Annotated in this window: 21 protein-coding genes and 1 pseudogene; 9 read left to right on the top strand and 13 right to left on the bottom strand. The window is 74.6% G+C overall.

Features of this window, described 5'->3' with window-relative positions:
- Positions 1-105: 105 nt before the first annotated feature.
- Positions 106-573, bottom strand: a complete 468-nt coding sequence (locus O7600_RS25780) for a GNAT family N-acetyltransferase (RefSeq protein WP_281591033.1) — start codon at positions 571-573, stop codon at positions 106-108.
- A gap of 84 nt (positions 574-657) precedes the next feature.
- A complete protein-coding gene (locus O7600_RS25775) occupies positions 658-1,596 on the bottom strand; it encodes a thiamine-phosphate kinase (RefSeq protein WP_281591032.1) in 939 nt (312 codons plus the stop codon).
- A 166-nt stretch (positions 1,597-1,762) separates the two neighbouring features.
- Between O7600_RS25775 and O7600_RS25770 the strand changes: the two genes are divergently transcribed.
- Together O7600_RS25770 and O7600_RS25765 are read left to right on the top strand one after the other, a co-directional pair.
- Positions 1,763-1,996 (top strand): Lrp/AsnC ligand binding domain-containing protein, encoded by a 234-nt coding sequence (locus O7600_RS25770; protein ID WP_013284547.1) that lies wholly within the window; start codon positions 1,763-1,765, stop codon positions 1,994-1,996.
- Positions 1,997-2,584, top strand: coding sequence for a DUF3515 family protein (locus O7600_RS25765; protein WP_281591031.1), 588 nt, complete (start codon positions 1,997-1,999; stop codon positions 2,582-2,584).
- 16 nt (positions 2,585-2,600) lie between these two features.
- Here O7600_RS25765 and O7600_RS25760 read toward each other — a convergent pair whose 3' ends face one another.
- Both O7600_RS25760 and O7600_RS25755 read right to left on the bottom strand, forming a co-directional pair.
- Complete coding sequence (locus O7600_RS25760) at positions 2,601-3,704, bottom strand: D-alanine--D-alanine ligase family protein (protein WP_281591030.1); 1,104 nt, start codon at positions 3,702-3,704, stop codon at positions 2,601-2,603.
- 250 nt (positions 3,705-3,954) lie between these two features.
- On the bottom strand, positions 3,955-4,179 hold the full coding sequence (locus tag O7600_RS25755) for a hypothetical protein (protein WP_281591029.1): 225 nt from the start codon (positions 4,177-4,179) through the stop codon (positions 3,955-3,957).
- Positions 4,180-4,456: 277 nt separating this feature from the next.
- Between O7600_RS25755 and O7600_RS25750 the strand changes: the two genes are divergently transcribed.
- On the top strand, positions 4,457-5,302 hold the full coding sequence (locus O7600_RS25750) for a helix-turn-helix transcriptional regulator (RefSeq protein ID WP_098743355.1): 846 nt from the start codon (positions 4,457-4,459) through the stop codon (positions 5,300-5,302).
- 4 nt (positions 5,303-5,306) lie between these two features.
- A complete protein-coding gene (locus tag O7600_RS25745; RefSeq protein WP_091580445.1) occupies positions 5,307-5,507 on the top strand; it encodes a DUF397 domain-containing protein in 201 nt (66 codons plus the stop codon).
- 49 nt (positions 5,508-5,556) lie between these two features.
- Here the strand turns inward: O7600_RS25745 and O7600_RS25740 are convergent, their stop codons facing one another.
- From O7600_RS25740 to O7600_RS25720, 5 genes are all read right to left on the bottom strand, one after another.
- Positions 5,557-6,615 (bottom strand): ROK family protein, encoded by a 1,059-nt coding sequence (locus O7600_RS25740; RefSeq protein WP_281591028.1) that lies wholly within the window; start codon positions 6,613-6,615, stop codon positions 5,557-5,559.
- A 63-nt stretch (positions 6,616-6,678) separates the two neighbouring features.
- Positions 6,679-7,470 (bottom strand): putative protein N(5)-glutamine methyltransferase, encoded by a 792-nt coding sequence (locus tag O7600_RS25735; RefSeq protein WP_281591027.1) that lies wholly within the window; start codon positions 7,468-7,470, stop codon positions 6,679-6,681.
- A gap of 171 nt (positions 7,471-7,641) precedes the next feature.
- Positions 7,642-8,760 carry a cystathionine gamma-lyase gene (locus O7600_RS25730; RefSeq protein ID WP_281591026.1) on the bottom strand — a complete coding sequence of 373 codons (1,119 nt, stop codon included), beginning with the start codon at positions 8,758-8,760 and terminating at the stop codon, positions 7,642-7,644.
- Positions 8,761-8,771: 11 nt separating this feature from the next.
- The gene (locus O7600_RS25725; RefSeq protein ID WP_281591025.1) at positions 8,772-9,779 is read right to left on the bottom strand and encodes an NAD(P)H-dependent glycerol-3-phosphate dehydrogenase; all 1,008 of its coding nucleotides are present in this window, start codon (positions 9,777-9,779) and stop codon (positions 8,772-8,774) included.
- Positions 9,776-10,501, bottom strand: coding sequence for a lysophospholipid acyltransferase family protein (locus O7600_RS25720; protein ID WP_281591024.1), 726 nt, complete (start codon positions 10,499-10,501; stop codon positions 9,776-9,778). The genes O7600_RS25725 and O7600_RS25720 overlap by 4 nt, the downstream gene beginning before the upstream one ends.
- A 96-nt stretch (positions 10,502-10,597) precedes the next feature.
- Between O7600_RS25720 and cofC the strand changes: the two are divergent.
- The 4 genes and pseudogenes from cofC to O7600_RS25700 form a co-directional block, all read left to right on the top strand.
- A pseudogene (cofC, locus tag O7600_RS25715) lies at positions 10,598-11,209 on the top strand (2-phospho-L-lactate guanylyltransferase); the annotation flags it as partial.
- A 36-nt stretch (positions 11,210-11,245) separates the two neighbouring features.
- A complete protein-coding gene (locus O7600_RS25710) occupies positions 11,246-11,443 on the top strand; it encodes a cold-shock protein (protein WP_174528381.1) in 198 nt (65 codons plus the stop codon).
- A gap of 54 nt (positions 11,444-11,497) precedes the next feature.
- Positions 11,498-13,801, top strand: coding sequence for an RNA degradosome polyphosphate kinase (locus tag O7600_RS25705; protein ID WP_281591023.1), 2,304 nt, complete (start codon positions 11,498-11,500; stop codon positions 13,799-13,801).
- 40 nt (positions 13,802-13,841) lie between these two features.
- Positions 13,842-14,723, top strand: coding sequence for an NUDIX hydrolase (locus tag O7600_RS25700; RefSeq protein ID WP_281591022.1), 882 nt, complete (start codon positions 13,842-13,844; stop codon positions 14,721-14,723).
- 12 nt (positions 14,724-14,735) lie between these two features.
- Here the strand turns inward: O7600_RS25700 and O7600_RS25695 are convergent, their stop codons facing one another.
- From O7600_RS25695 to leuC, 4 genes are all read right to left on the bottom strand, one after another.
- Positions 14,736-16,739 (bottom strand): endonuclease/exonuclease/phosphatase family protein, encoded by a 2,004-nt coding sequence (locus tag O7600_RS25695; protein WP_281591021.1) that lies wholly within the window; start codon positions 16,737-16,739, stop codon positions 14,736-14,738.
- 133 nt (positions 16,740-16,872) lie between these two features.
- On the bottom strand, positions 16,873-17,517 hold the full coding sequence (locus tag O7600_RS25690) for an HU family DNA-binding protein (protein ID WP_348651360.1): 645 nt from the start codon (positions 17,515-17,517) through the stop codon (positions 16,873-16,875).
- A 160-nt stretch (positions 17,518-17,677) separates the two neighbouring features.
- Positions 17,678-18,265 carry a 3-isopropylmalate dehydratase small subunit gene (gene leuD / locus O7600_RS25685; protein ID WP_281591020.1) on the bottom strand — a complete coding sequence of 196 codons (588 nt, stop codon included), beginning with the start codon at positions 18,263-18,265 and terminating at the stop codon, positions 17,678-17,680.
- Between the two features lie 15 nt (positions 18,266-18,280).
- Entirely contained in the window at positions 18,281-19,723 is a 1,443-nt protein-coding gene (gene leuC / locus O7600_RS25680; protein WP_281591019.1) for a 3-isopropylmalate dehydratase large subunit, read from the bottom strand.
- Positions 19,724-19,772: 49 nt separating this feature from the next.
- Between leuC and O7600_RS25675 the strand changes: the two genes are divergently transcribed.
- On the top strand, positions 19,773-20,459 hold the full coding sequence (locus tag O7600_RS25675) for an IclR family transcriptional regulator (protein ID WP_013284529.1): 687 nt from the start codon (positions 19,773-19,775) through the stop codon (positions 20,457-20,459).
- Positions 20,460-20,471: the final 12 nt, after the last annotated feature.

Here is a 20,471-nt window from a genome sequence, read left to right as displayed (position 1 = left end):
CGCGGCAGCGCCACCGGAACATCGTCGGTCGCCGGCGGACCCATCGGGTCCGCCGGCTTCTGTCGTGCCCGCCGGCCCGAGCGGGCCGGCGCGGGTGACCGGCGCTCAGAGGGTACGGCCGAACGACAGGCAGCCGGGCTCGTCCTGGTAGAAGCCGAAGTTCGGGATCGGCTCGTAGCCGGCCGAGGTGTACATGGCGATCGCCTCGGGCTGTTTGTCGCCGCACTCCAGCACGATCCGCTTGCGCCCGTGGTCGCGGGCGGACCGCTCGACGGCGGCGAGCACCGAGCGGGCCACGCCCCGCCCGCGGGCGGCCGGCGCGGTGTACATCCGCTTCAGCTCCGCCGTGTCGCCGTCCTCGCCGTGACTGCGCCAGCCGCCGCAGCCCACCGGCCGCCCGTCCAGGTAGGCGACCAGGAAGGCGCCGGCCGGCGGGGCGAACTCGGCCGCGTCGACGGGCGTCTCGTCGCCGCTGCCGCCGTACCGCTGCCCGAGGTCGGCCAGCGCCGCCCGGATCAACGCCTGTGACTCGGGCGCGTCGAAGCGCCGTTCCCGGATCTCGATCTCGCTCACGTGCCCAGGCTACGACCGGGCCCGACCCCCGCCCCGCCCCGGCGGCCGGGGTCGGACGCAGATCACTCCGTCGGTCCGGCGAGGTCAGCGGAAGTGGTCCCACCCGCGCGGGCCCTCGTGGTCGGCGCCGTCGACGGTGACCCCGGCGCCGTCGCCCACCCGCCCCACCGGACGCCAGCCGTCGGGCAGCGCGACCCCGTCCGGGAACGTGGCCGCCAGCGCGTGGTCGTCCCCGCCGGCCAGGATCCACGAGTACGGGTCCACGCCGAGCGCCTGCGCCGCGTCGCGCATCTGTCGGGGCACCTCGAACGCGTCCCGGGTCAGGTCGATCGCCACCCCGCTGGCCGCCGCCACGTGTCCGAGGTCGGCGAGCAGCCCGTCCGACACGTCGATCATGGCGGTCGCGCCGGCCTCGGCGGCCGCCGGCCCCGCCGCGTAGGGCACCTCGGGGCGGCGGAACGCCTCGACCAGCAGGCGGGGCGTCCGGAAGCCCCGGGACAGGACCGTGTAGCCGGCCGCCGCCCAGCCGGTGCGCCCGGCGAGCGCCACCACGTCGCCCGGTCGGGCGCCCGACCGGACCACCGGGGCCCGCCCGGCCAGGTCGCCGAGCGCGGTCACCGCGACGGTCAGCGTCGGGCTGGCCGACATGTCCCCACCGACCACGCTCGCGCCGACCAACGCCGCCTCCGCATCCAGCCCGTCGGCCAGTTCCTCGGCCCAGGCCGGGTCCAGCTCGGTCGGCATGCACAGGGCCACCAGCAGGGCGGTCGGGGTGGCGCCCATGGCGGCGATGTCGGCCAGGTTGGCCGCCGCCGCCCGGTGTCCCACGTCCCGCGCCCCGGACCAGTCCCGCCGGAAGTGCCGTCCCTCGACCAGCACGTCGGTGGAGGCGACCACCCGCCGGTCCGGCGCCGCCACCACCGCGGCGTCGTCGCCGGGGCCGAGCAGGCAGCTCTCCCCGTACGACAGCCGGGCGGTCACCCGGTCGATCAGCCCGAACTCCCCGACACCCGCGACCGTCATGCCGTCCCCTCGTCCCGCTCCGTCGTCCCGCACGTCCCGACCCCTCCCCGCGCCCACGTGTGCTCGCTCACCGCGTCCGCCCGGCGACCGATAGGGATCACCGCCGCTCAGTACGGTAGTTTCACCCTTCGGGCCGCCCCAGGCGGCGACGGACGGAGGTCGAGTCGTGGTACAGGCGTACATCCTCATCCAGACCGAGGTCGGCCGGGCGCGTGACGTGGCCGGTCTGATCGCGGACCTGGCCGGCGTGGTGCGGGTCGACGCCGTCACCGGGCCGTACGACGTGGTCGTGCTCACCGAGGCGAACACCGTCGACGAGCTCGGCAAACTCATCGTCAGCAAGGTGCAGATGGTGCCCGGCATCACCCGCACCCTCACGTGTTCGGTGGTGCGGCTGTAAGTGGAAGAGAAGGACAGCTCCCCGCGCGCGGACGGCTCCACCCGGCGCGCCGCGCTCTGGGCGACACTGATCGCGGTGCCGGTGACGCTGGCCGTGGCCGGGTTCACGTTCGCCAAGCTCGCCCCGGACTCCCCCGAGGCCGCGCCGAGCGCGTCGGTGAGCCCCCGGGCGCAGTCGAGCGCGCCGGTCGAGCTGCCGGCCCCGGCCCTGGCCGAGCGCCCGGCGGTGCTCTGCCGTGCCCTGGTGTCGCAGCTGCCGGACAGCGTGCGTGACCTGCGGCAGCGCCCGGTCACCGCGGGCCCGGAGCAGAACGCCGCGTACGGCGACCCGGCCCTGACCGTGTCCTGTGGCGGGAGCGCACCGCTGGTCCAGCCCACCGACGAGGTGTGGACGGTGAACAAGGTCTGCTGGCACCCGGTGCAGGAGGCCGACGCCACGGTGCTGACCACGGTCGACCGGGAGACCCCGGTGCGGGTCCGCGTGCCGAGGACCTACGAGCAGCCGTTGCAGTGGGTGACGCCGATCTCCGACGCGATCGTCAGCGCGGTACCCTCGGCGAAGACGGCGCCCTCGGGCTGCTCCGCGTGACGTCCGCGCCGGCCGGTCAGCGGCCGGCGCCGCGGTGCAGGGCGGTCCGGATCAGGCGGTTCACCAGCTTCGGATACTCCAGCCCGCTGGCCGCCCACATGCGCGGGAACATCGAGGTCGGGGTGAAGCCCGGCATCGTGTTGATCTCGTTGAGGTAGACGTCCATCTGCGGGGTGACGAAGAAGTCGACCCGGGCCAGGCCGGAGCAGTCCAGCGCGGTGAACGCGCGGGTGGCGTAGTCGCGCACCTGCCGGGTCACCGTCTCGGGCAGGTGCGCCGGGACGTCGTACTCGCAGACCTCGTCGGCGAAGATGTACTTGGCCTCGAAGTCGTACCAGTCGCGGTCGCCGATCATCCGCACCTCGGCGAGCACGGAGGCCTCCGGCGCGCCGCCGGCCTCGCCCTCCAGCACGCCGCACTCGATCTCGCGCCCGACCACGGCGCCCTCGACCAGCACCTTGCTGTCGATCTCCCGCGCGGTGGCGAGCGCGGCGTCCAGCTGGGCCCAGTCGTCGACCTTGGTGATGCCGAACGAGGAGCCGGCCCGCGACGGCTTGACGAAGACGGGCAGCCCGAGGCGCTCCTTGTCCTCCTCGCTCAGCGACATGCCGGCGCGCAGCACCGCGTACGGGCCGACCGGGATGCCCTCGGCCGCGCAGAGCTTCTTGGTGAACTCCTTGTCCATGGCCGCCGCGGAGGCGAACACGTTGGCTCCGACGTAGGGGATGTCGGCCATCTCCAGCATCCCCTGGATGGTGCCGTCCTCCCCGTACGCGCCGTGCAGGACCGGGAAGACCACGTCCACGTCGGCCAGCGCCACCGGGCCCTGGGCCGGGTCGAGCACCATCAGGCCGCCGACGGCCGGGTCGGCGCGCAGCACCAGTTCGGCACCGGAGCCGGCGGTGATCTCCGGCAGCTTGCGGTCGGCGATGGCGAGCCCGCTGGGGTCGCCGCTGGCGAGCACCCACTGACCCTGTCGGGTGATGCCGACCGGGACGACCTCGAACTCGTCGGGGTCGAGCGCGCCGAGCACGCTGCCGGCGCTGACGCAGGAGATGCCGTGCTCGGGGCTGCGGCCGCCGAAGACGATCGCCACACGGGTCTTGCCTGGGGTGGTCATGGTCACCTCATCGTTCGCGACTGCGGCTGGCCGTGCTCGCCGGTGGCGCTCACCCGGTTGACCTTACTGTGCGTCGTCGGCGGGGGTGGCCGATACCCGGGGAGACGCGGGGCAGCATGGCAAACGGTCAAGGTGACATATACGGCGAGTAACGAGACGCGAGCCCGGGCGACCGGCGGCGGGACCTGCCGCCGGTCGCCCGGCTCCCCCGCCCTCGCCGCCGCGTCCGCGAGGGCGGGCCCGGTGTGGCTCAGAAGGCCGGGTGCCGGGGCCGGCGACCGACCGCGATGACCTTGACCCGTTGCCGGCCGGCCCGCACCATGCCCAGCGCCATGAAGGCGCCGGCGATCCGGTCGGCCGCCTCCCGGCTGCTCGCGCCGACGACCTGCCGGCGCCGCTCGGGGCTGGTCCGCTCGTCGCGCCCGCTGCCGTCACCCGGGCGTACGTCGGTGAGGACCACGAGGAACCGGGTCATCCCCGGCCACCTCCGTTCCCGGAGTGGCAGGCCGTCACCGTCATCGCGAGATCCCTCCCCGTCTGGTGGACCGGCACGGGCACGCGGCGATCGGGTCGTGGGGGAGAAAAACCCGATCGCCGCGCGCCCCATCCCCTCCGGTCGCTCACCACCACCGTCGCCACGACAACCGGCGGTGAGGACGCCGTCACAGATTGACAGGTGGACACGCGTGAATGCAACTCTCATCGACTTTCTCTCATGCCCATTCTCCCACTCGATGTGCGACCATCGATGCATGGCGCCGAAGACCGCCCGGGCCCGACGGCTCGGCATCGCCCTGCGGACCCACCGGGAGGCCGCCGGCCTCACCCTGGAGACCGCGGCCGACGAGATCAACAGCACCCGCAGCACCCTGTCCCGCTACGAGAACGCGCAGACGCTGATCAACCCGGCCACCGTGCGCGCGTTGCTGACCAGCTACGGCGTGGGTCCCGACGAGATCGCGGCGGCGGTCCAACTGGCCAAGGACGCGCGCAAGCCGGGCTGGTGGGTGTCCTACTCCTACCTGCTGGACCGGCGCACCATCGACTTCATCGCGTTGGAGGCCGAGGCCACCGGCATCGCGAACTTCGAACCGTCGGTGGTGCCCGGGCTGCTGCAGACCGCCGACTACATCCGCGGCGTCATGCGCGGTGGTCCGCACACGCTCAGCGACGAGCAGGTGGAGCAGCGCGTCCAGCTACGGCTGGACCGCCAGCAGCGGATCTCCGGGCAGGACCCGCCGATCCTCGACGCCATCATCGACGAGGGCGCGCTGCTGCGCCCCGTCGGTGACCGTTCGGTGATGGCCGGCCAGCTTCAGCACCTGCTCAAGATGGCCGAGCTGCCCAACATCACCGTGCAGGTCATCCCGCTCGCCGCCGGATACCACCGGGGCACCCGGGGATCGCTGCACATCCTGGAGTTCGCCGACCCCGAGGACCCGATCATCGCCTCGGTGGAGACGGTCGCCGGGCAGATGGTCCTCGACCGGCCGGGCGACCTGCGTACCTGCACCAAGATCATGGAGCACCTGCGGACCGTGGCGCTGAGCCCGGCGGCCAGTCGGGACCAGCTCCTCAATCTGCTGAACGAGAGGTGACCGCATGAACGGCACGAACCGCCCCCACCCGACGCCGGCCGGCTGGCGCAAGAGCAGCCACAGCGGCGACGAGGGCGCGTGCGTGGAGATGGCCCCGCTGCCGGAGGCGGTCGCGGTCCGCGACTCCAAGGACCCGGCCGGCCCGGTGCTGGTCTTCCCGCCGGCCGCCTGGGCCGCCTTCACCGCCGCGCCGCCGCGCGCCTGACCGCACGCGCCGGAAGCGTCGAGCAGGGCCCCCCGCTCTGCCGAGAACGTCAGGCGGGGGCCCCGCCCCGCACCAGTGGCGCGGTGGGGCCACGGACCGCCTCCAGCGCCGCGATGGCCACCCCGCGGGCGCCGGCCATGTCCCGGTCCGGCACCAGTGCGAAGGTGGCCACCGCGCGCTGCTCGTCGCGGAGCACCGTGTGCCCGGCGACGGTGGCGAGGAACCAGTCCCGGAACTCCGGCGCGGCCTCCACCACGCCGCCACCGACGAAGTACGCGTGCGGGTCGGTGAAGTTGGCCGCGATGGTGAACAGCCGTCCCAACGCCGCCGCCTGCTGGCCGAACACCTGGCGGGCCAACGGGTCGCCCCGCTCGCCGTAGCCGCGGACCAGCTTCGCCGCCCGGGCCGGCTCCTCGGCGGCCAGCGGGTGCCCCGGATAGCGGGCCAACCAGTAGGGCAGCAGGTTGCGCCGGATGGCGGTGAGCGAGGCGAGGCTCTCGGCGTCGCCGGTGAAGCCGCAGGCGCAGACCGGCGCGGGCTGGTCCGGCTCGACCAGCCCGTCCAGCGGGATGTGCACGTGCCCGAACTCCCCCGCCATGCCGGCCGCGCCGCCCACCACCCGGCCGCTCTCCACCACGCCCCCGCCGAGACCGGTGCCGACGATGGCGGACACCGACGACCGGGCCGCCGCGTCCGCGCCGAAGTGCACGTGGTGGGCGTAGAGCGCGGCGGCGTTGCCGTCGTTGGCGTAGACCACCGGCAGGCCGAGCCGCCGTTCCAACGCGCCGCGCACGTCGAAGCCCCGCCAGGCCGGCTGGGAGAAGTTGGTCGAGCCGCGCGAGGAGATCACCCCGGTGGCGCTGGCCGGGCCGGGCGTGTCCAGCCCGACCGCGCGCACCGACTCCCGGGGCACCCCGGTGTGCGCCAGCACGCCGTCGAACGCCCGGGCGAGCGCCTCGACCGCCGCTTCCGGGCCGGCGCCGACCTCACTGGGGATCTCCAGCAGGCCGTCCACCAGGAAGCGGCCGTCGACGGTCAGCACGGTGGCGTTGTTGCTCGTGCCGCCGTTGTCCAGCCCCACCACCACCGGCACCCCTGCGCTGCCCACCCGCCACCGCCTCCCGCCGAGCCTGACCTGAGGTTAGTTCTCGGCGGGCCCACCCGCCACGCGTCAGCCGGGACGGCGGGCGGTCACCGCGGTCGCCTCCCACTCCTCGTCCCGCACCACGGTCGGGTCGAGGCCGGCGGCGGCGAACACCGCGCAGAGCACCGGCGCCTGCCCCGCGCTCACCTCGACCGCGACGTGCCCGCCCGGGGCCAGCCACTCGGCCGCCCCGGCGGCCACCCGGCGCAGCACCGCGAGCCCGTCCGCGCCGCCGTCCAGCGCCACCGGCGCCTCGTGCAACCGGGCCTCGGCCGGCAGCATGGCCACCGCACCGCTCGGCACGTAGGGAGCGTTCGCCACCACCAGGTCCAGCCGGCCGCGCCAGCCGGCGGGCACCGGGTCGAACAGGTCGCCCTGGTAGACCGGCACCCCCAGCGGGTCGAGGTTGCGCCGGGCGCAGGCCACCGCGACCGGGTCGATGTCGGCGGCGGCCAACCAGCGGGGCGACAACCGGTCGTGCAGCACCAGCGCGGCGGCGCCGGAGCCGCAACACAGGTCGAGCACGGCCGGGGTCGGCCCGGCCACCGACGCCGCGACGTCGATCAGCAGCGCGGTACGCGCCCGGGGCACGAAGACGCCCGGGTGCACGACGACCCGCCGGCCGCAGAACTCGGCCCAGCCGAGCAGGTGCTCCAACGGCAGACCGGCGACACGGCGGTCGACCAGGCGGGTCAGCGCGTCGGCCGAGTCGGCGGCGGCGATCAACAGGTCCGCCTCGTCCTCGGCGAAGACGCAACCGGCGGCACGCAGCCGGCGGACGAGGGCGGGACGGTCGGGAGTGAACACGGTGGGTGCCATGGCAAGCCTTTCGGGGAACGCTCGTCGGCGCCCCCGGCGTCGCCTCAGCCCCAGGGCGACACGGACTCGGAGGGAGCGCCGGTCCTCTGCTGGTGGATCGGACTCACCTCCTCGGGTCGGGGCCGCACGGGCCGTGGCTGCCGTCACGATAGCCCAGCGGCCGGTGCGCCGTCAGCCCGCGGTGTCCAGGGCCGAGGCCACGTCGGCGACCAGGTCGGCGCTGTCCTCGATGCCGCAGGAGAACCGGACGAAGCCCGGCGCCGTGTCGTCGCCCCACTGGGCCCGCCGGTCGGCCGTGGTGTGCACCCCGCCGAACGAGGTGGCGGCGGCCACCAGGCGGGACGCGTCGAGGAACCGGGCCACCCGGTCGGCGTCGCCGAGGTCGAACGAGAGCACCCCGGGGATACGGCGCATCTGCGCCGACGCGACCGGGTACGCCGGGTCCTCCGGCCATCCGGGCCAGCGCAGACCGGTGACGTCCGCCCGGCCGGCGAGCAGGGCGACGAGCGCCTCGGCGTTGGCGCTCTGCCGTGCCAGTCGCAGGTCGACGGTGGCCAGCGAGCGGTGGGCCAACCAGCAGTCGAACGCGCCCGGCACCCCGCCGGTGGCGTTGCGCCAGGTGGTCGCCGCGTCCCGCAGCCCGGCGTCGCGCGTCGCCAGGTAGCCCAGCAGCAGGTCGGAGTGGCCGGTCAGCGCCTTGGTGCCGGAGGCGACCACCACGTCCGCGCCGAGGTCCAGCGGACGCTGCCCGAGCGGCGTGGCGGTGGTGTTGTCCACCGCCACCAGCGCCCCGGCGGCCCGCGCGGCGGCGGCCACCACCCGCACGTCGGCGACGTCGAGGCCGGGGTTCGCCGGGGTTTCCAGCAGGACCAGCCGGACACCGTCGAACGACGGGTACGGCCCGGCGGTCGGCACGAGCACCACCCGCACCCCGAGCTGCTCGAGGGTGTCGGTGGCGAACGCCCGCACCGAGAAGTAGCCGTCGGCCGGCAGCGCCACGGTGTCCCCGGGGCGCAGCACGGTCAGCAGCAGCCCGGTGATGGCCGCCTGCCCGCTGGCGAAGACCAGGCAGTCGCCGCCCTCCAACTCGCCGATCGCCGTCTCCAGCAGCCGCCGGGTGGGGTTGTCCGGCCGCCCGTACCCGTCCCGGGCGGCCGACGGGCCGCGCGACGGGTCGAGGTGGTACGGCGCGGCGAACACCGGACCGGGCAGGAACGGCTGCCCGGGTACGGCGTCCGGCAGGCCGGCGTGCACGCTGCGCGTGCCGTCTCCCCAGTGCGGCGACGTCATGCCCGCTCCGCTCACTCGTACGACTCCGGCTTGGCGGTCCGGCTCATCAGCGCGTCCACGGCGAGGCGGGGATCCATCCCCTCGTGGCAAATCCGCTCGATCTGCTCGGTGATCGGCATCTCCACCCCGTGCGCCCGGGCCAGGTCGCGGATGGCCAGGCAGCTCTTCACACCCTCGGCGGTCTGCCGGGTGGCCGCCTGCGCCTGCTCCAAGGTCTCGCCCCGGCCCAGGTGCTCGCCGAAGGTGCGGTTGCGGGCCAGCGGGGACGAGCAGGAGGCGACCAGGTCACCCATGCCGGCCAGGCCGGCGAAGGTGATCGGGTCGGCGCCGAGCGCCACGCCGAGGCGGGCGGTCTCGGCCAGGCCACGGGTCATCAGCATGGCCCGGGTGTTGTCGCCGAAGCCCATCGCGGTGGCGATCCCGTACGCCAGCGCGATCACGTTCTTCACCGCCCCGCCCAGCTCGCACCCGATCACGTCGTCGTTCGTGTACGGGCGGAAGTAGGGCGTCCGGATCGAGGCCTGCACCAGCGCGGTGCGCCGGCTGTCGGTGCCGGCGACCACGGTGGCGGCCGGCTGCTCGGCGGCGATCTCCGGGGCCAGGTTGGGCCCGGAGACGACGACCACCCGGTCGGACGGCACCCCGGCGGTCTCGGTGATCACCTGGCTCATCCGCTTCGTGGTGCCCAGCTCGATGCCCTTCATCAGGGACACCAGCGTGGCGTCGGGGGCCAGGTGGGGCGTCCAGTCGGCCAGGTTTGCGCGCAGCGTCTGCGACGGCACCGAGAGCACCACCACTTCGGCGCCCTCGATCGCCTCGGCGGCGTCGCCGGTGGCGGTGACCCGCTCAGGCAGGCGCACGTCCGGCAGGTAGTCGGGGTTGTGCCGTCCGGTCCGGATCGCCTCGGCCACGGCGGCGCGGCGGGCCAGGACGGTGACGTCCCGCCCGGCGTCGGCGAGGATCTTGGCGAACGCGGTGCCCCAGGATCCGGCGCCGAGGACCGCGACGTGCCCGCTCATTCGGAGACCTCCCGGGTGCCGCTGCGGGCCGGCCGCTGCCAGAGCGGTGGCGGTGTGCCACCGCGGATCTCGGCGACGAGGTCACGGATCCGCAGCATGATCGTGTCCGTCATCTCCTCCAGGATCGCCCGGGTCGGCGTGGCGCCCGCCCACCGGCTCAGGTCGACCGGGGGCCCGGCCACCACCGTCACCGGGGTACGCGGGCGCAGTCCGATCCGCGCCGTCCGGGGGTCGAACATCCGCTCCGGGCCGACCATGGCGACCGGGATCACCGGTGCGCCGGTGGCCAACGCCAGCCGGGCCGCGCCGGTCTTGCCCTTCATCGGCCACAGCTGCGGCTCCCGGGTGGTGGTGCCCTCCGGATAGATCACCACGGCGCCCCCCTCGTCCAGCGCGGCGACCAGCTTGTCCAGCGACTTGACCGCCTCGACGCTGCCCCGCTCGACCGGGATCTGCTTGCACCGGTGCAGGATCCAGCCGATCACCGGGACCCGGAAGACGCTGGCCTTGCCCAGGAACTGCGGCCAGCGCCCGGCGTCGTAGATGAAGTGCGCGGAGACCAGCGGGTCGGCGTGCGAGATGTGGTTGGGCACGATGATGATCCCGCCGTCGCGGCGCAGGTGTTCCATCCCCCGCCAGGTGCGCCTGGTCCACACCGTCAACACCGGCTTCACCAGCACCACGGCGAACCGTTGCCAGAATCCCAGCCTCCGCGGTGCCACAGTGCCTCCTCGTTCCGCCCCACGCGCCCCGGGAGAGAATCATGCCTGCTCGCCCCCGGTCCGGCCAGTGCGGGTACCGCCACCGGCGCTGGCAGGATGGTCGGCGTGCCTGAGCCGAGCTGGACCGTGGTGATGCCGGTGAAGCGCCTCGGCGCCGCGAAGAGCCGGCTGCGGGGCGCGCTGCCCGGCGTACCCCATGAGGAACTGGCACTGGCCCTGGCGGCCGACACGCTGCGCGCGGTGCGGGCGTGCCCGGCGGTCGCCCGGGTGCTGGTGGTCACCGACGACCCCCGGGTGGGCGCGGCGGCGACCGCCGCGGGCGCCCGGGTCGCCGCCGACCCGGGCGGCGGGCTCAACGCGGCCTTCCGGCACGGCGCGGCCCTCGCCGGGCCTGGGGAGGCGGTGGCCGCGCTCACCGCCGACCTGCCGGCGCTGCGCCCGGCCGAGCTGGCCGCGGCCCTGCGCGCGACCGAGGGGGTACGCGGCTTCGTGGCCGACGCCCCGGGCGGGGGCACGGTGCTGCTCGCCGTGCCGGCCGGGGTGCCGCTGGCCCCCCGCTTCGGCCCCGGCTCGGCCGGCGCGCACGCCGCCGGCGGCGCGCTGCCGCTGGTCGGCGACTGGCCCAGCCTGCGTCGGGACGTGGACACCCCGCCCGACCTGGCCGCCGCCGCCGGGCTGGGTGTGGGCCCCCGCACCGGGGCGCTGCTGGCCCGGGCCGCCGGTCCGGTCCGGTACGGTGCTGGCATGCAGGGCACGGTGGCCACCTACGACGCGTCGACCCGCAGCGGGGTGCTGCTGCTCGACGACGGCACCGAGCTGGCCTTCCCGGCCCGCGCGTTCGACGCGTCCGGGCTGCGGCTGCTGCGGCTCGGCCAGCGGGTGCGGGTCGAACGCGACGCGGCCGGCGAGGTGGTCCGCGTGACCTTGCCGACCATGGCGTGAACAACCTGGCCGGAGTTCATTTTCTGTTCACCCTCGTCAGGGAATCATGAGGTGGTGAGCACCCCTCGCGAGCACTCCGACCCGCCGCCCCTCCTCGACCCCGGCACGCCCCGCAACGGCCGCCCCACGCGCGGACCCGACGGGCGGTTCCGGCAGACCCGCCCGCCCGAGGAGCGTCTCGGCGCCGACCCGGACGCGGCCGGCGCCACCGGGCTGGACGAGCCGCTCGACCCGGTGGAGGGACCCGGCCCGGCCGACGGGACCGACCCGGACGCCGGCCCGCCGACCGCGCAGCCGCTGCCGGAGGACCGCTTCCTCAACCGCGAGCTGTCCTGGCTCGACTTCAACGCCCGGGTGTTGGCGCTCGCCGAGGACCCGCGCACGCCGCTGCTGGAGCGCGCGAAGTTCTTGGCGATCTTCGCCAGCAACCTGGACGAGTTCTTCATGGTCCGGGTGGCCGGGCTCAAGCGCCGGCTCTCCGCCGGCCTGCCGGTGCGCGGCGGTGACCGGCTGCCGCTGCGCACCCAGCTCGAACTGATCACCGAGCGGACCGCCGACCTGGTCGCCCGGCACGCCGCCTGCTTCGTCGACGACGTGCTGCCCCGGCTCGCCGAGGAGGACATCCGGGTCCTGCGGTGGAGTGACCTGGACGACGCCGAGCGGGAGCGGCTGCGCACCTGGTTCCGCGAGCACATCTTCCCGGTGCTCACGCCGCTCGCGGTCGACCCGGCGCACCCGTTCCCCTACATCTCCGGCCGGTCGCTGAACCTGGCCGTCTCGGTCCGCGACCCGGACGGCGGTTCGGAGCTGTTCGCCCGGGTCAAGGTGCCGAACAACGTCCCCCGGTTCGTCCGGGTGGCGAAGGACCGGCCCGGGGTGCGCTTCCTGCCGGTGGAGGACCTCATCTCCGTCCACCTCGGCCAGCTCTTCTCCGGCATGCAGGTGGTCGAGTGCCACCTGTTCCGGGTCACCCGCAACGCCGAGGTGGAGGTCGACGAGGACCGCGACGAGGACCTGCTCCAGGCGCTCGAACGGGAGCTGGCCCGGCGCCGGTTCGGCCCCCCGGTGCGGCTGGAGGTGGCCGCCTCCATCTCCGACCACATGCTGGAGCTGCTCGTCCGCGAGCTGGACATGGACGGGCACGACGTGCTGCGGGTCCGCGGGCTGCTCGACCTGTCCGCCCTGTGGCAGGTCTACGGCGAGGCCGACCGCCCCGACCTCAAGGACCCGCCGTTCGTGCCGGCCACCCACCCGCGCCTGGCCGAGGGCGAGGTGCCGCGCAGCGTGTTCGCCACGCTGCGCGACGGCGACGTGCTGGTGCACCACCCCTACCACTCGTTCGCGACCAGCGTGCAGCGCTTCGTCGAGCAGGCCGCGGCCGACCCGAACGTGCTGGCCATCAAGCAGACGCTCTACCGCACCAGCGGCGACTCCCCGATCGTCGACGCCCTGGTCGACGCGGCCGCCGCCGGCAAGCAGGTGGTGGTGCTGGTGGAGCTGAAGGCGCGCTTCGACGAGGTGGCCAACATCGGCTGGGCCCGCACCCTGGAGCGGGCCGGCTGCCACGTGGTCTACGGCCTGGTGGGGCTCAAGACGCACTGCAAGACCGCGCTGGTGGTGCGCCAGGAGGGCAACCAGATCCGGCGCTACTGCCACATCGGCACCGGCAACTACCACCCGAAGACCGCCCGGCTCTACGAGGACTTCGGCATGCTCACCGCCGACCCCGAGATCGGCGCCGACCTGACCGACCTGTTCAACGTGCTCACCGGCTACAGCCGGCAGACCGCCTTCCGCCGGCTGCTGGTCGCGCCGCAGGGCATCCGCAGCGGCCTGATCGAGCGGATCGACCGGGAGATCGAGCACGTCCGGCTCGGCATGCCGGGGCTGGTGCAGTTCAAGGTGAACTCCCTCGTCGACGAGGAGATCACCGACGCGCTCTACCGGGCGTCGCGGGCCGGCGTCCACGTCGACCTGCTGATCCGGGGCATGTGCACGCTGCGCCCGGGCGTGCCCGGGCTGTCGGAGAACATCCGCGTCCGCTCGATCCTCGGCCGGTTCCTGGAGCACTCACGCGTCTTCCGGTTCGGCAACAACGGCGACGCGGAGTTCTGGATGGGCTCGGCCGACCTGATGCACCGCAACCTGGACCGCCGGGTGGAGGCGCTGGTGCAGGTGAGCGACCCGGTGGCCCGCGCCGAGCTGGACCACGTCCTGGCCACCGCGTTCGACAGCGACGTGGACGCGTTCGAGCTGGCCGCGGACGGCACCTGGCACCGGCGTACCGGCACCGACGACGCGCCGCTGACCCACCTGCAGGACCTGCTGTTGCGCCGGGTCGGCGGTCGGGCGGACTGAGCGGGCCGTGCCGGGCGACGGGCGGGCATACGGTGAGCGGATGAGCGACGACGAACCGGTGCGGATCCGGGCGGCGGGTGGCGTCGTCTGGCGTCCGGGTCCCACCGGCGTCGAGATCTGCCTGGTGCACCGTCCCCGCTACGGCGACTGGTCGCTGCCCAAGGGCAAGCTGGACGCCGGCGAGCACCCGCTGGTCGCCGCCGTGCGGGAGGTGGCCGAGGAGACCGACGTGCGGGCCGTGCCGCAGGTCCGCCTGCCCACGGTCCGCTACCGCAGCGAGGGCCGGGCCAAGGCGGTCGACTGGTGGTCGATGCGGGCCGTCGGCGCCGGCGGCTTCCAGCCCGGCACCGAGGTCGACGAGGTGGCCTGGTACGCGGTGGACGACGCCGCCCGCCGGGTCAGCTATCCGCACGACGCCGAGGTGATCGCCGCGTTCGCGGCGCTGCCGCCGGTCACCGCGACGCTGCTGCTGGTCCGGCACGCGCACGCCGGCAAGCGGGGCACGTGGACCGGCCCGGACACGGGCCGCCCGCTGGACGCCGAGGGCCGGGCGCAGGCGCGGGCGCTGGTCCCGCTGGTGTCCCTGGTCCGCCCGGTGCGCCTGCTCTCCGCGTCGGCGCGCCGCTGCGTGCAGACGCTGGACCCGGCGGCGACCCGGCTGGACCTGCCGATCGAGGTCTGCGGCGACCTGGACGAGCCGGTGCCGGGCCAGCAGGCCGAGGAGTGCGCGCTGGCCGCCGCCGCGCGGCTGACCGCGCTGGCCGCCGCCGGCGAGCCGGTCGCGGTGTGCAGCCAGGGCAAGGTGATCCCGGGCGCGCTGGAACGGCTCACCGGCCGCGCCGACGACTTCACCACCGCCAAGGGCGGCGGCTGGCTCCTCCCCTTCGCCGGCGACCGCCTCGTGCTCGCCGACCGCCTCTAGGGCGGGCCGGGTTCACGGGAGCGCGACGGTGAGCGTCACCGGGAGGTGGTCGCTGGCCTCGGTACGCGGCGCGCGCGCCCCGGCGGCGGTCAGTCCCGGCGAGACGAAGACGTGGTCGATCTGGGTGCGCGGGTCGTCGGCCGGGCTGGTCCGCAACGGCCGGGCGGCGGCCAGCGCGTCCACCAGACCGGCCCGGGTGAACTCGGCGAAGGCCGGATCGTCCGGCTCGGTGTTGAGGTCGCCGCCGAGCACCAGCGGCCGACCCGCCGCGTACTCGCCGGCGAACGCGGCCACCTCGCGGGCCTGTTCCACCGGATCCCGGCCGGGCGGCGGTTGCAGGTGGGTGGCGACCACGGCCAGCTCGCGCCCGCCGAGGTCGAGCGTCACGCCGAGCGCCTGCGCCCCGGTCGGCGCGCCGTGCGCGGTCAACGGCCGGGTCCGGCCGGAGCGCACCGGGAAACGGGTGAGCACCGCGTCGCCCCACACCGGATCGGCGGCGGGCGCGAAGACGTACGGCATCCCCAGCCGACCGGCCAGCAGCGCCACCGTGTCGTGCCCGCCGTTGAGCCACCAGCCCCGGTCCACCTCGCTGAGCAGCACCACGTCCGCCCCGCGCAGCTGCCCGGCGACCGCGTCGAGGTCCAGCCGGCCGTCGATGCCGAAGCCCATCCGGATGTTGTACGCGGTGACCCGCACCGTCTCCGGCGGGCCGTCCGGCCGGGGGTCCGACGGCGGGACGTGCAGCTGGGTGCCGAACCCGGCCGACGCCGTCAGGCCGAGGACGAGCCAGGTCCGCGCCGGATCGGGCAGGGTCGGGGCGGACCACGGTGGCCCGGTGAACGCCACCAGAGCGACCAGGACGGCCGCGGCGACCGGCACCCACCCGTTGGGGTACCCGAGGTCGTAGGCGGCGTAGTAGGCCACCGTGGCCACCGCGAAGACCAGCATCCCGACGACGGCGGCCCGACCGCGCCGCGCCGCCGCCCGTCCGTCCGGGTCGGCGCCGGCCACCGCGTCGTCGGTCGCCGAGTCGGTCAGCGCCAGGCAACCGCCGAGCCCGGCGGCGGTGAGCAGGTACGCCGGGACCAACCGCCCGGCCGCGAACAGCACCGCGCCGGCGACCAGCGCGACCGGCCAGAGCACCCGGGCGAGTCGCGTCGGCATCCGGAGCAGCACGGCCGCCAGGAACAGCAGGACCGCGTACCCGCCCAGCACCGGGACGGCGGGACGGGCGACGCCGGGGAAGTCGGTGGAACCGGTGCCGGCGGCGGCGCTCCAGACCGCCGGGGCGAGCGCGATCTGGTTGGCCAGCAGCAGCGCCGGACCGCAGAGCAACCAGGCCCGCCGAACGGCCGCCGTCGGTGGCGTCTCCCGCACCGGTTCCGACGCCGCCGTCGACCCGTGCCACGGCACCGCCCGGCCCGACCCGGACGTCGGCGCGGCGGACGGCGGACCCGCCCGGTCCGGCCCGGACGTCGCGGTGACGGACGGGGGAACCGGCCGTCGCGTCACGGCGAGCCCGGTCGCGGCGAGGAACGCCAGCACCAGCGGGACGCTCAGGCTCCAGCCGAGCACACCGCCGCGCCAGACCAGGTCCTCGGTGCCGAGCAGGGCGTGGCCGACCGCGTTGCCGGCCAGGCCGAGCGCCAGCCCGGCGACCGGCCGGTCGACGAACGCGGCGGTCGCGGCGAGCCAGACCAGGCCGGCGAGCAGCCCGGCGCACGCCAGCCAGAGCTGGGCCGTGCCACCGGGACCGGCGGTCAGGAGCAGGCGTACGGCGGCCAGCACGCCGGCCGCCGCGAGGCCGACCGGGCGGACGCCGAGCCGGCGGACCAGGCCGGGCGCGGCGAGCGCGAGCACGAACCAGCCGAGCGCGAACGCGCCGAGCAGTTCGGCGGGAGTCTCGGCGGCGCGACCGAAGAGCGTGATGACCGACGGGAGCCAGACCCGAAGCACGTCCAGCAGGACCGTGACGCCCAGGGCGAGCGCGAGGGTGCAGAGGTGACGGTGCCGCACGGGCGCCTCTTCTCGTGACCGACGGGGGTTTCGGCACGGCGATTCTGCGCGGCGGCGCGGCGGGCGGTCAACGCGTACGCACGGACGAGGGCGCCCACCGCGAACGGTGGGCGCCCTCGGTGGGACGGTCCGGTCAGCGCCGGGTGGCGGCCTTCTTGGCCGGCGCCTTCTTCGCGGGCGCCTTCTTGGCCGCCGTGGTCTTCTTGGCCGTGGCCGACTTGGCCGCGGTCGTCTTCTTGGCCGCGGTGGTCTTCTTGGCCGCGGTGGTCTTCTTGGCCGTGGCGGACTTCGCCGCGGTCGTCTTCTTGGCCGCCGCGGTCTTGGTCGCGGTGGCCTTCTTGGCCGGTGCGGCCTTCTTGCTCGCGGCGGTGGTCTTGGTGGCCTTCGCCGCCGTGGTCTTCTTCGCGGCCCCGGTGGTCTTCGCCGCCGTGGTCTTCTTCGCCGCCGCCGTGGTCTTGGCGGCCCCGGTGGTCTTCTTCGCGGCGGCGGTGTCCTTCGGCACCTTGCCGCTGGCCACCATTTCCTTGAAGCCCGCGCCCGCCCGGAAGGTCGGGACGGAGGTCTTCTTGACCTTCACCGCCTCGCCGGTCCGCGGATTGCGCGCTGTTCGGGCTCCCCGGACGCGCTTCTCGAACGCTCCGAAACCGGTGATCGCCACCTTCTCGCCCTTGGTGACCGCCGCCTGGACCTCAGCGAGAACCGCGTCGAGCGCGGCCGTCGCCGTCTTCCGGTCCCCCAGGCGAACGGCGAGCGCCTCGATGAGCTCGGCCTTGTTCACGACTTCCTCCCGATTGTGCAACTGACTCGACGCGAGCCATTCTGCGCGCACGGTATGCCCTGTGCTGCCTGGACACAAACATTCGGTGGAAAAAAGCCCTTGTGTCGCAACGGATTCGCCCCCACCGGCCGGGCCGGTGGGGGCGAAAAGGGGGTACGGGTCAGGCGATCGAGGGCAGGAACACCGGCCGGGAGGCCTCGTACGCGGCGATGTCGGCCTCGTGCCGGAGGGTGAGTCCAATGTCGTCCAAGCCCTCCATCAGCCGCCACCGACTGTGGTCGTCCAGCGGGAAGGCCCAGGTGGCATCCCCGGCGCGGACCTCGCGGGCGTCGAGATCGACGGTGACCGGAGTGGTCGGATCGGATTCCGCGAGCGCCCAGAGTTGCTCCACGGCACTCAATTCCAGCTCGACCGGAAGGAGCCCTTCCTTCAGCGCGTTGCCGCGGAAGATGTCACCGAAGCGGGGCGACACGACAGCCCGGAAGCCCCAGTCCCGCAGCGCCCAGACGGCATGCTCCCGGGACGACCCGGTGCCGAACTCCGGACCGGCCACAAGAATCGACGCTCCCGAATAAGCGGGATCGTTGAGAACGAATGACGGGTCCTCCCGCCACGCATTGAACAGGCCGTCGGCGAAACCGGTCCGGGTCACCCGCTTGAGGTACACGGCGGGGATGATCTGGTCGGTGTCCACGTTGGACCGCCGCAGCGGCACCACGGTGCCGGTGTGGGTGGTGAACTTGTCCATCTCTCGGCTGCCCTTCTACAGGTCGGCGGGGGCGGCCAGCCGGCCGACCACGGCGGTGGCGGCGGCGACCGGCGGGGACACCAGGTGGGTACGCCCGCCCCGGCCCTGGCGGCCCTCGAAGTTGCGGTTGGAGGTCGAGGCGGAGCGCTCCCCGGGCTTGAGCGTGTCGGGGTTCATCCCGAGACACATGGAGCAGCCGGCGAACCGCCACTCGGCGCCCGCGTCGGTGAAGACCTGGTCCAGCCCCTCGATCTCGGCCGCCTCCCGGACCGCGGCGGAGCCGGGGACCACGAGCATGCGTACGCCGTCGGCGACCCGCCGCCCGCGCAGCACGTCGGCGGCGGCCCGCAGGTCCTCCAACCGGCCGTTGGTGCAGGAGCCGACGAAGACCACGTCGACGGCGAGGTCGCGCAGCGGGGTGCCCGGGGTGAGGTCCATGTATTCCAACGCCCGCCGGGCGGCGACCCGCTCCGGCTCGGTGTCGAACGCCTCCGGGTCCGGCACGGTCGCGCCCAGCGGCACGCCCTGCCCGGGGTTGGTGCCCCAGGTGACGAACGGCGTGATCCGGCTCGCGTTCAGCGTGACCTCGGTGTCGAACGTCGCGCCCTCGTCGGTGGGCAGCGTCCGCCAATATTCCAGCGCCGCGTCCCAGTCGGCGCCCTGGGGCGCGTTCGGGCGCCCCTTCAGGTACGCGAACGTGGTCTCGTCCGGCGCGATCATGCCGGCCTTGGCGCCCCACTCGATGGACATGTTCGCGATCGTCATCCGCCCCTCCATCGAGAGGTCGCGGATGGCCTCGCCCCGGTACTCGACGATGTGGCCACGACCGCCGCCGGTGCCCACCTGCGCGATCAGCGCGAGCACCAGGTCCTTGGCGGTGACGCCCGGCGCCAGTTCGCCGACCACGTCGACCGCCATGGTGCGCGGGCGGGCCTGCGGCAACGTCTGGGTGGCGAGCACGTGCTCGACCTCGCTGGTGCCGATGCCGAACGCGAGCGCGCCGAACGCGCCGTGGGTGGCGGTGTGCGAGTCGCCGCAGACGATCGTCATGCCGGGCTGGGTGAGACCGAGCTGCGGGCCGATGACGTGCACGATGCCCTGGTTCTCGTCGCCCAGCGGGTGCAGCCGCACACCGAACTCGGCGCAGTTGCGGCGCAGCGTCTCGATCTGGGTGCGGGAGGTGGGGTCCGCGATCGTGAGCAGGTCGCCGCGCCGGGAGCGGAAGGCCGGGTCGTCGTACCCGGTCGGGGTGTTGTGGTCCTCGGTCGCGATCGTCAGATCGGTCCGGCGGACCCCGCGCCCGGCCAGGCGCAGCCCGTCGAACGCCTGCGGGCTGGTCACCTCGTGCAGCAGGTGCAGGTCGATGAAGAGCAGGTCCGGCTCGCCGGCGGCGGAGCGGACCACGTGCGCGTCCCAGACCTTCTCGGCCAGGGTCCTCGGTTGAGTGACTCCCACCATCTGGACATCCTAAATTCTGGGAGGTAAATTTCGGCTTGTGGGACACAGTATGAGCGGTGTCGGCGTTCTCGACAAGGCGGTGGTCATCCTGGCCGCCTGTGTCGACGGCGCCAGCCTGGCCGAACTCGTTGAACGCACCAAGCTGCCCCGGGCCACCGCGCACCGGCTGGCACAGGCGCTGGAGATCCACCGGATGCTGGTCCGGGACACCCAGGGCCGATGGCGCCCGGGTCCACGCCTGGGCGAGCTGGCCAACGCGGCCCCGGACGTGCTGCTCACCGCCGCCGAGCCGCTGCTCGCGGCCCTGCGCGACGCCACCGGTGAGAGCGCCCAGCTCTACCTGCGCCGCGCCGACGAGCGCATCTGCGTGGCCGCCGCCGAGCGCGCCAGCGGCCTGCGGGACACCGTCCCGGTCGGCTCGGTGCTGCCGATGACCGCCGGCTCGGCGGCCCAGATCCTGCTCGCCTGGGAGCCACCGGAGGCGGTCATGCCGCTGCTCCCCCGCTCCAAGTTCACCGGTCGCACGCTGGCCGAGGTGCGCCGGCGCGGCTGGGCGCAGAGCGTCGCGGAGCGGGAGGCCGGCGTGGCGAGCGTCTCCGCCCCGATCCGGGACCGCACCGGGCGGGTGATCGCCGCGATCAGCATCTCCGGCCCGATCGAGCGCCTCGGCCGCCGCCCCGGCGAACGCCACGCCATGGCCGTCGTCCGCGCCGGCCAACGCCTCTCCGGCCTCTGACCCCCGGCTGCC

The sequence above is a fragment of the Micromonospora sp. WMMA1998 genome (assembly GCF_027497375.1).
GTDB lineage: Bacteria > Actinomycetota > Actinomycetes > Mycobacteriales > Micromonosporaceae > Micromonospora > Micromonospora sediminicola.
This window is presented reverse-complemented; position numbering and strand designations above follow the sequence as displayed.

What these genes read in the sequence shown, in the direction of transcription:
- O7600_RS25775 (WP_281591032.1), bottom strand. Translation starts at nt 1,596, where the DNA reads ATGACGGTCGCGGGTGTCGGGGAGTTCGGGCTGATCGACCGGGTGACC.
- O7600_RS25760 (WP_281591030.1), bottom strand. Translation starts at nt 3,704, where the DNA reads ATGACCACCCCAGGCAAGACCCGTGTGGCGATCGTCTTCGGCGGCCGC.
- O7600_RS25755 (WP_281591029.1), bottom strand. Translation starts at nt 4,179, where the DNA reads ATGACCCGGTTCCTCGTGGTCCTCACCGACGTACGCCCGGGTGACGGC.
- O7600_RS25750 (WP_098743355.1), top strand. Translation starts at nt 4,457, where the DNA reads ATGGCGCCGAAGACCGCCCGGGCCCGACGGCTCGGCATCGCCCTGCGG.
- O7600_RS25745 (WP_091580445.1), top strand. Translation starts at nt 5,307, where the DNA reads ATGAACGGCACGAACCGCCCCCACCCGACGCCGGCCGGCTGGCGCAAG.
- O7600_RS25735 (WP_281591027.1), bottom strand. Translation starts at nt 7,470, where the DNA reads ATGGCACCCACCGTGTTCACTCCCGACCGTCCCGCCCTCGTCCGCCGG.
- O7600_RS25730 (WP_281591026.1), bottom strand. Translation starts at nt 8,760, where the DNA reads ATGACGTCGCCGCACTGGGGAGACGGCACGCGCAGCGTGCACGCCGGC.
- O7600_RS25725 (WP_281591025.1), bottom strand. Translation starts at nt 9,779, where the DNA reads ATGAGCGGGCACGTCGCGGTCCTCGGCGCCGGATCCTGGGGCACCGCG.
- O7600_RS25710 (WP_174528381.1), top strand. Translation starts at nt 11,246, where the DNA reads ATGCAGGGCACGGTGGCCACCTACGACGCGTCGACCCGCAGCGGGGTG.
- O7600_RS25700 (WP_281591022.1), top strand. Translation starts at nt 13,842, where the DNA reads ATGAGCGACGACGAACCGGTGCGGATCCGGGCGGCGGGTGGCGTCGTC.
- leuD (WP_281591020.1), bottom strand. Translation starts at nt 18,265, where the DNA reads ATGGACAAGTTCACCACCCACACCGGCACCGTGGTGCCGCTGCGGCGG.
- leuC (WP_281591019.1), bottom strand. Translation starts at nt 19,723, where the DNA reads ATGGTGGGAGTCACTCAACCGAGGACCCTGGCCGAGAAGGTCTGGGAC.
- O7600_RS25675 (WP_013284529.1), top strand. Translation starts at nt 19,773, where the DNA reads ATGAGCGGTGTCGGCGTTCTCGACAAGGCGGTGGTCATCCTGGCCGCC.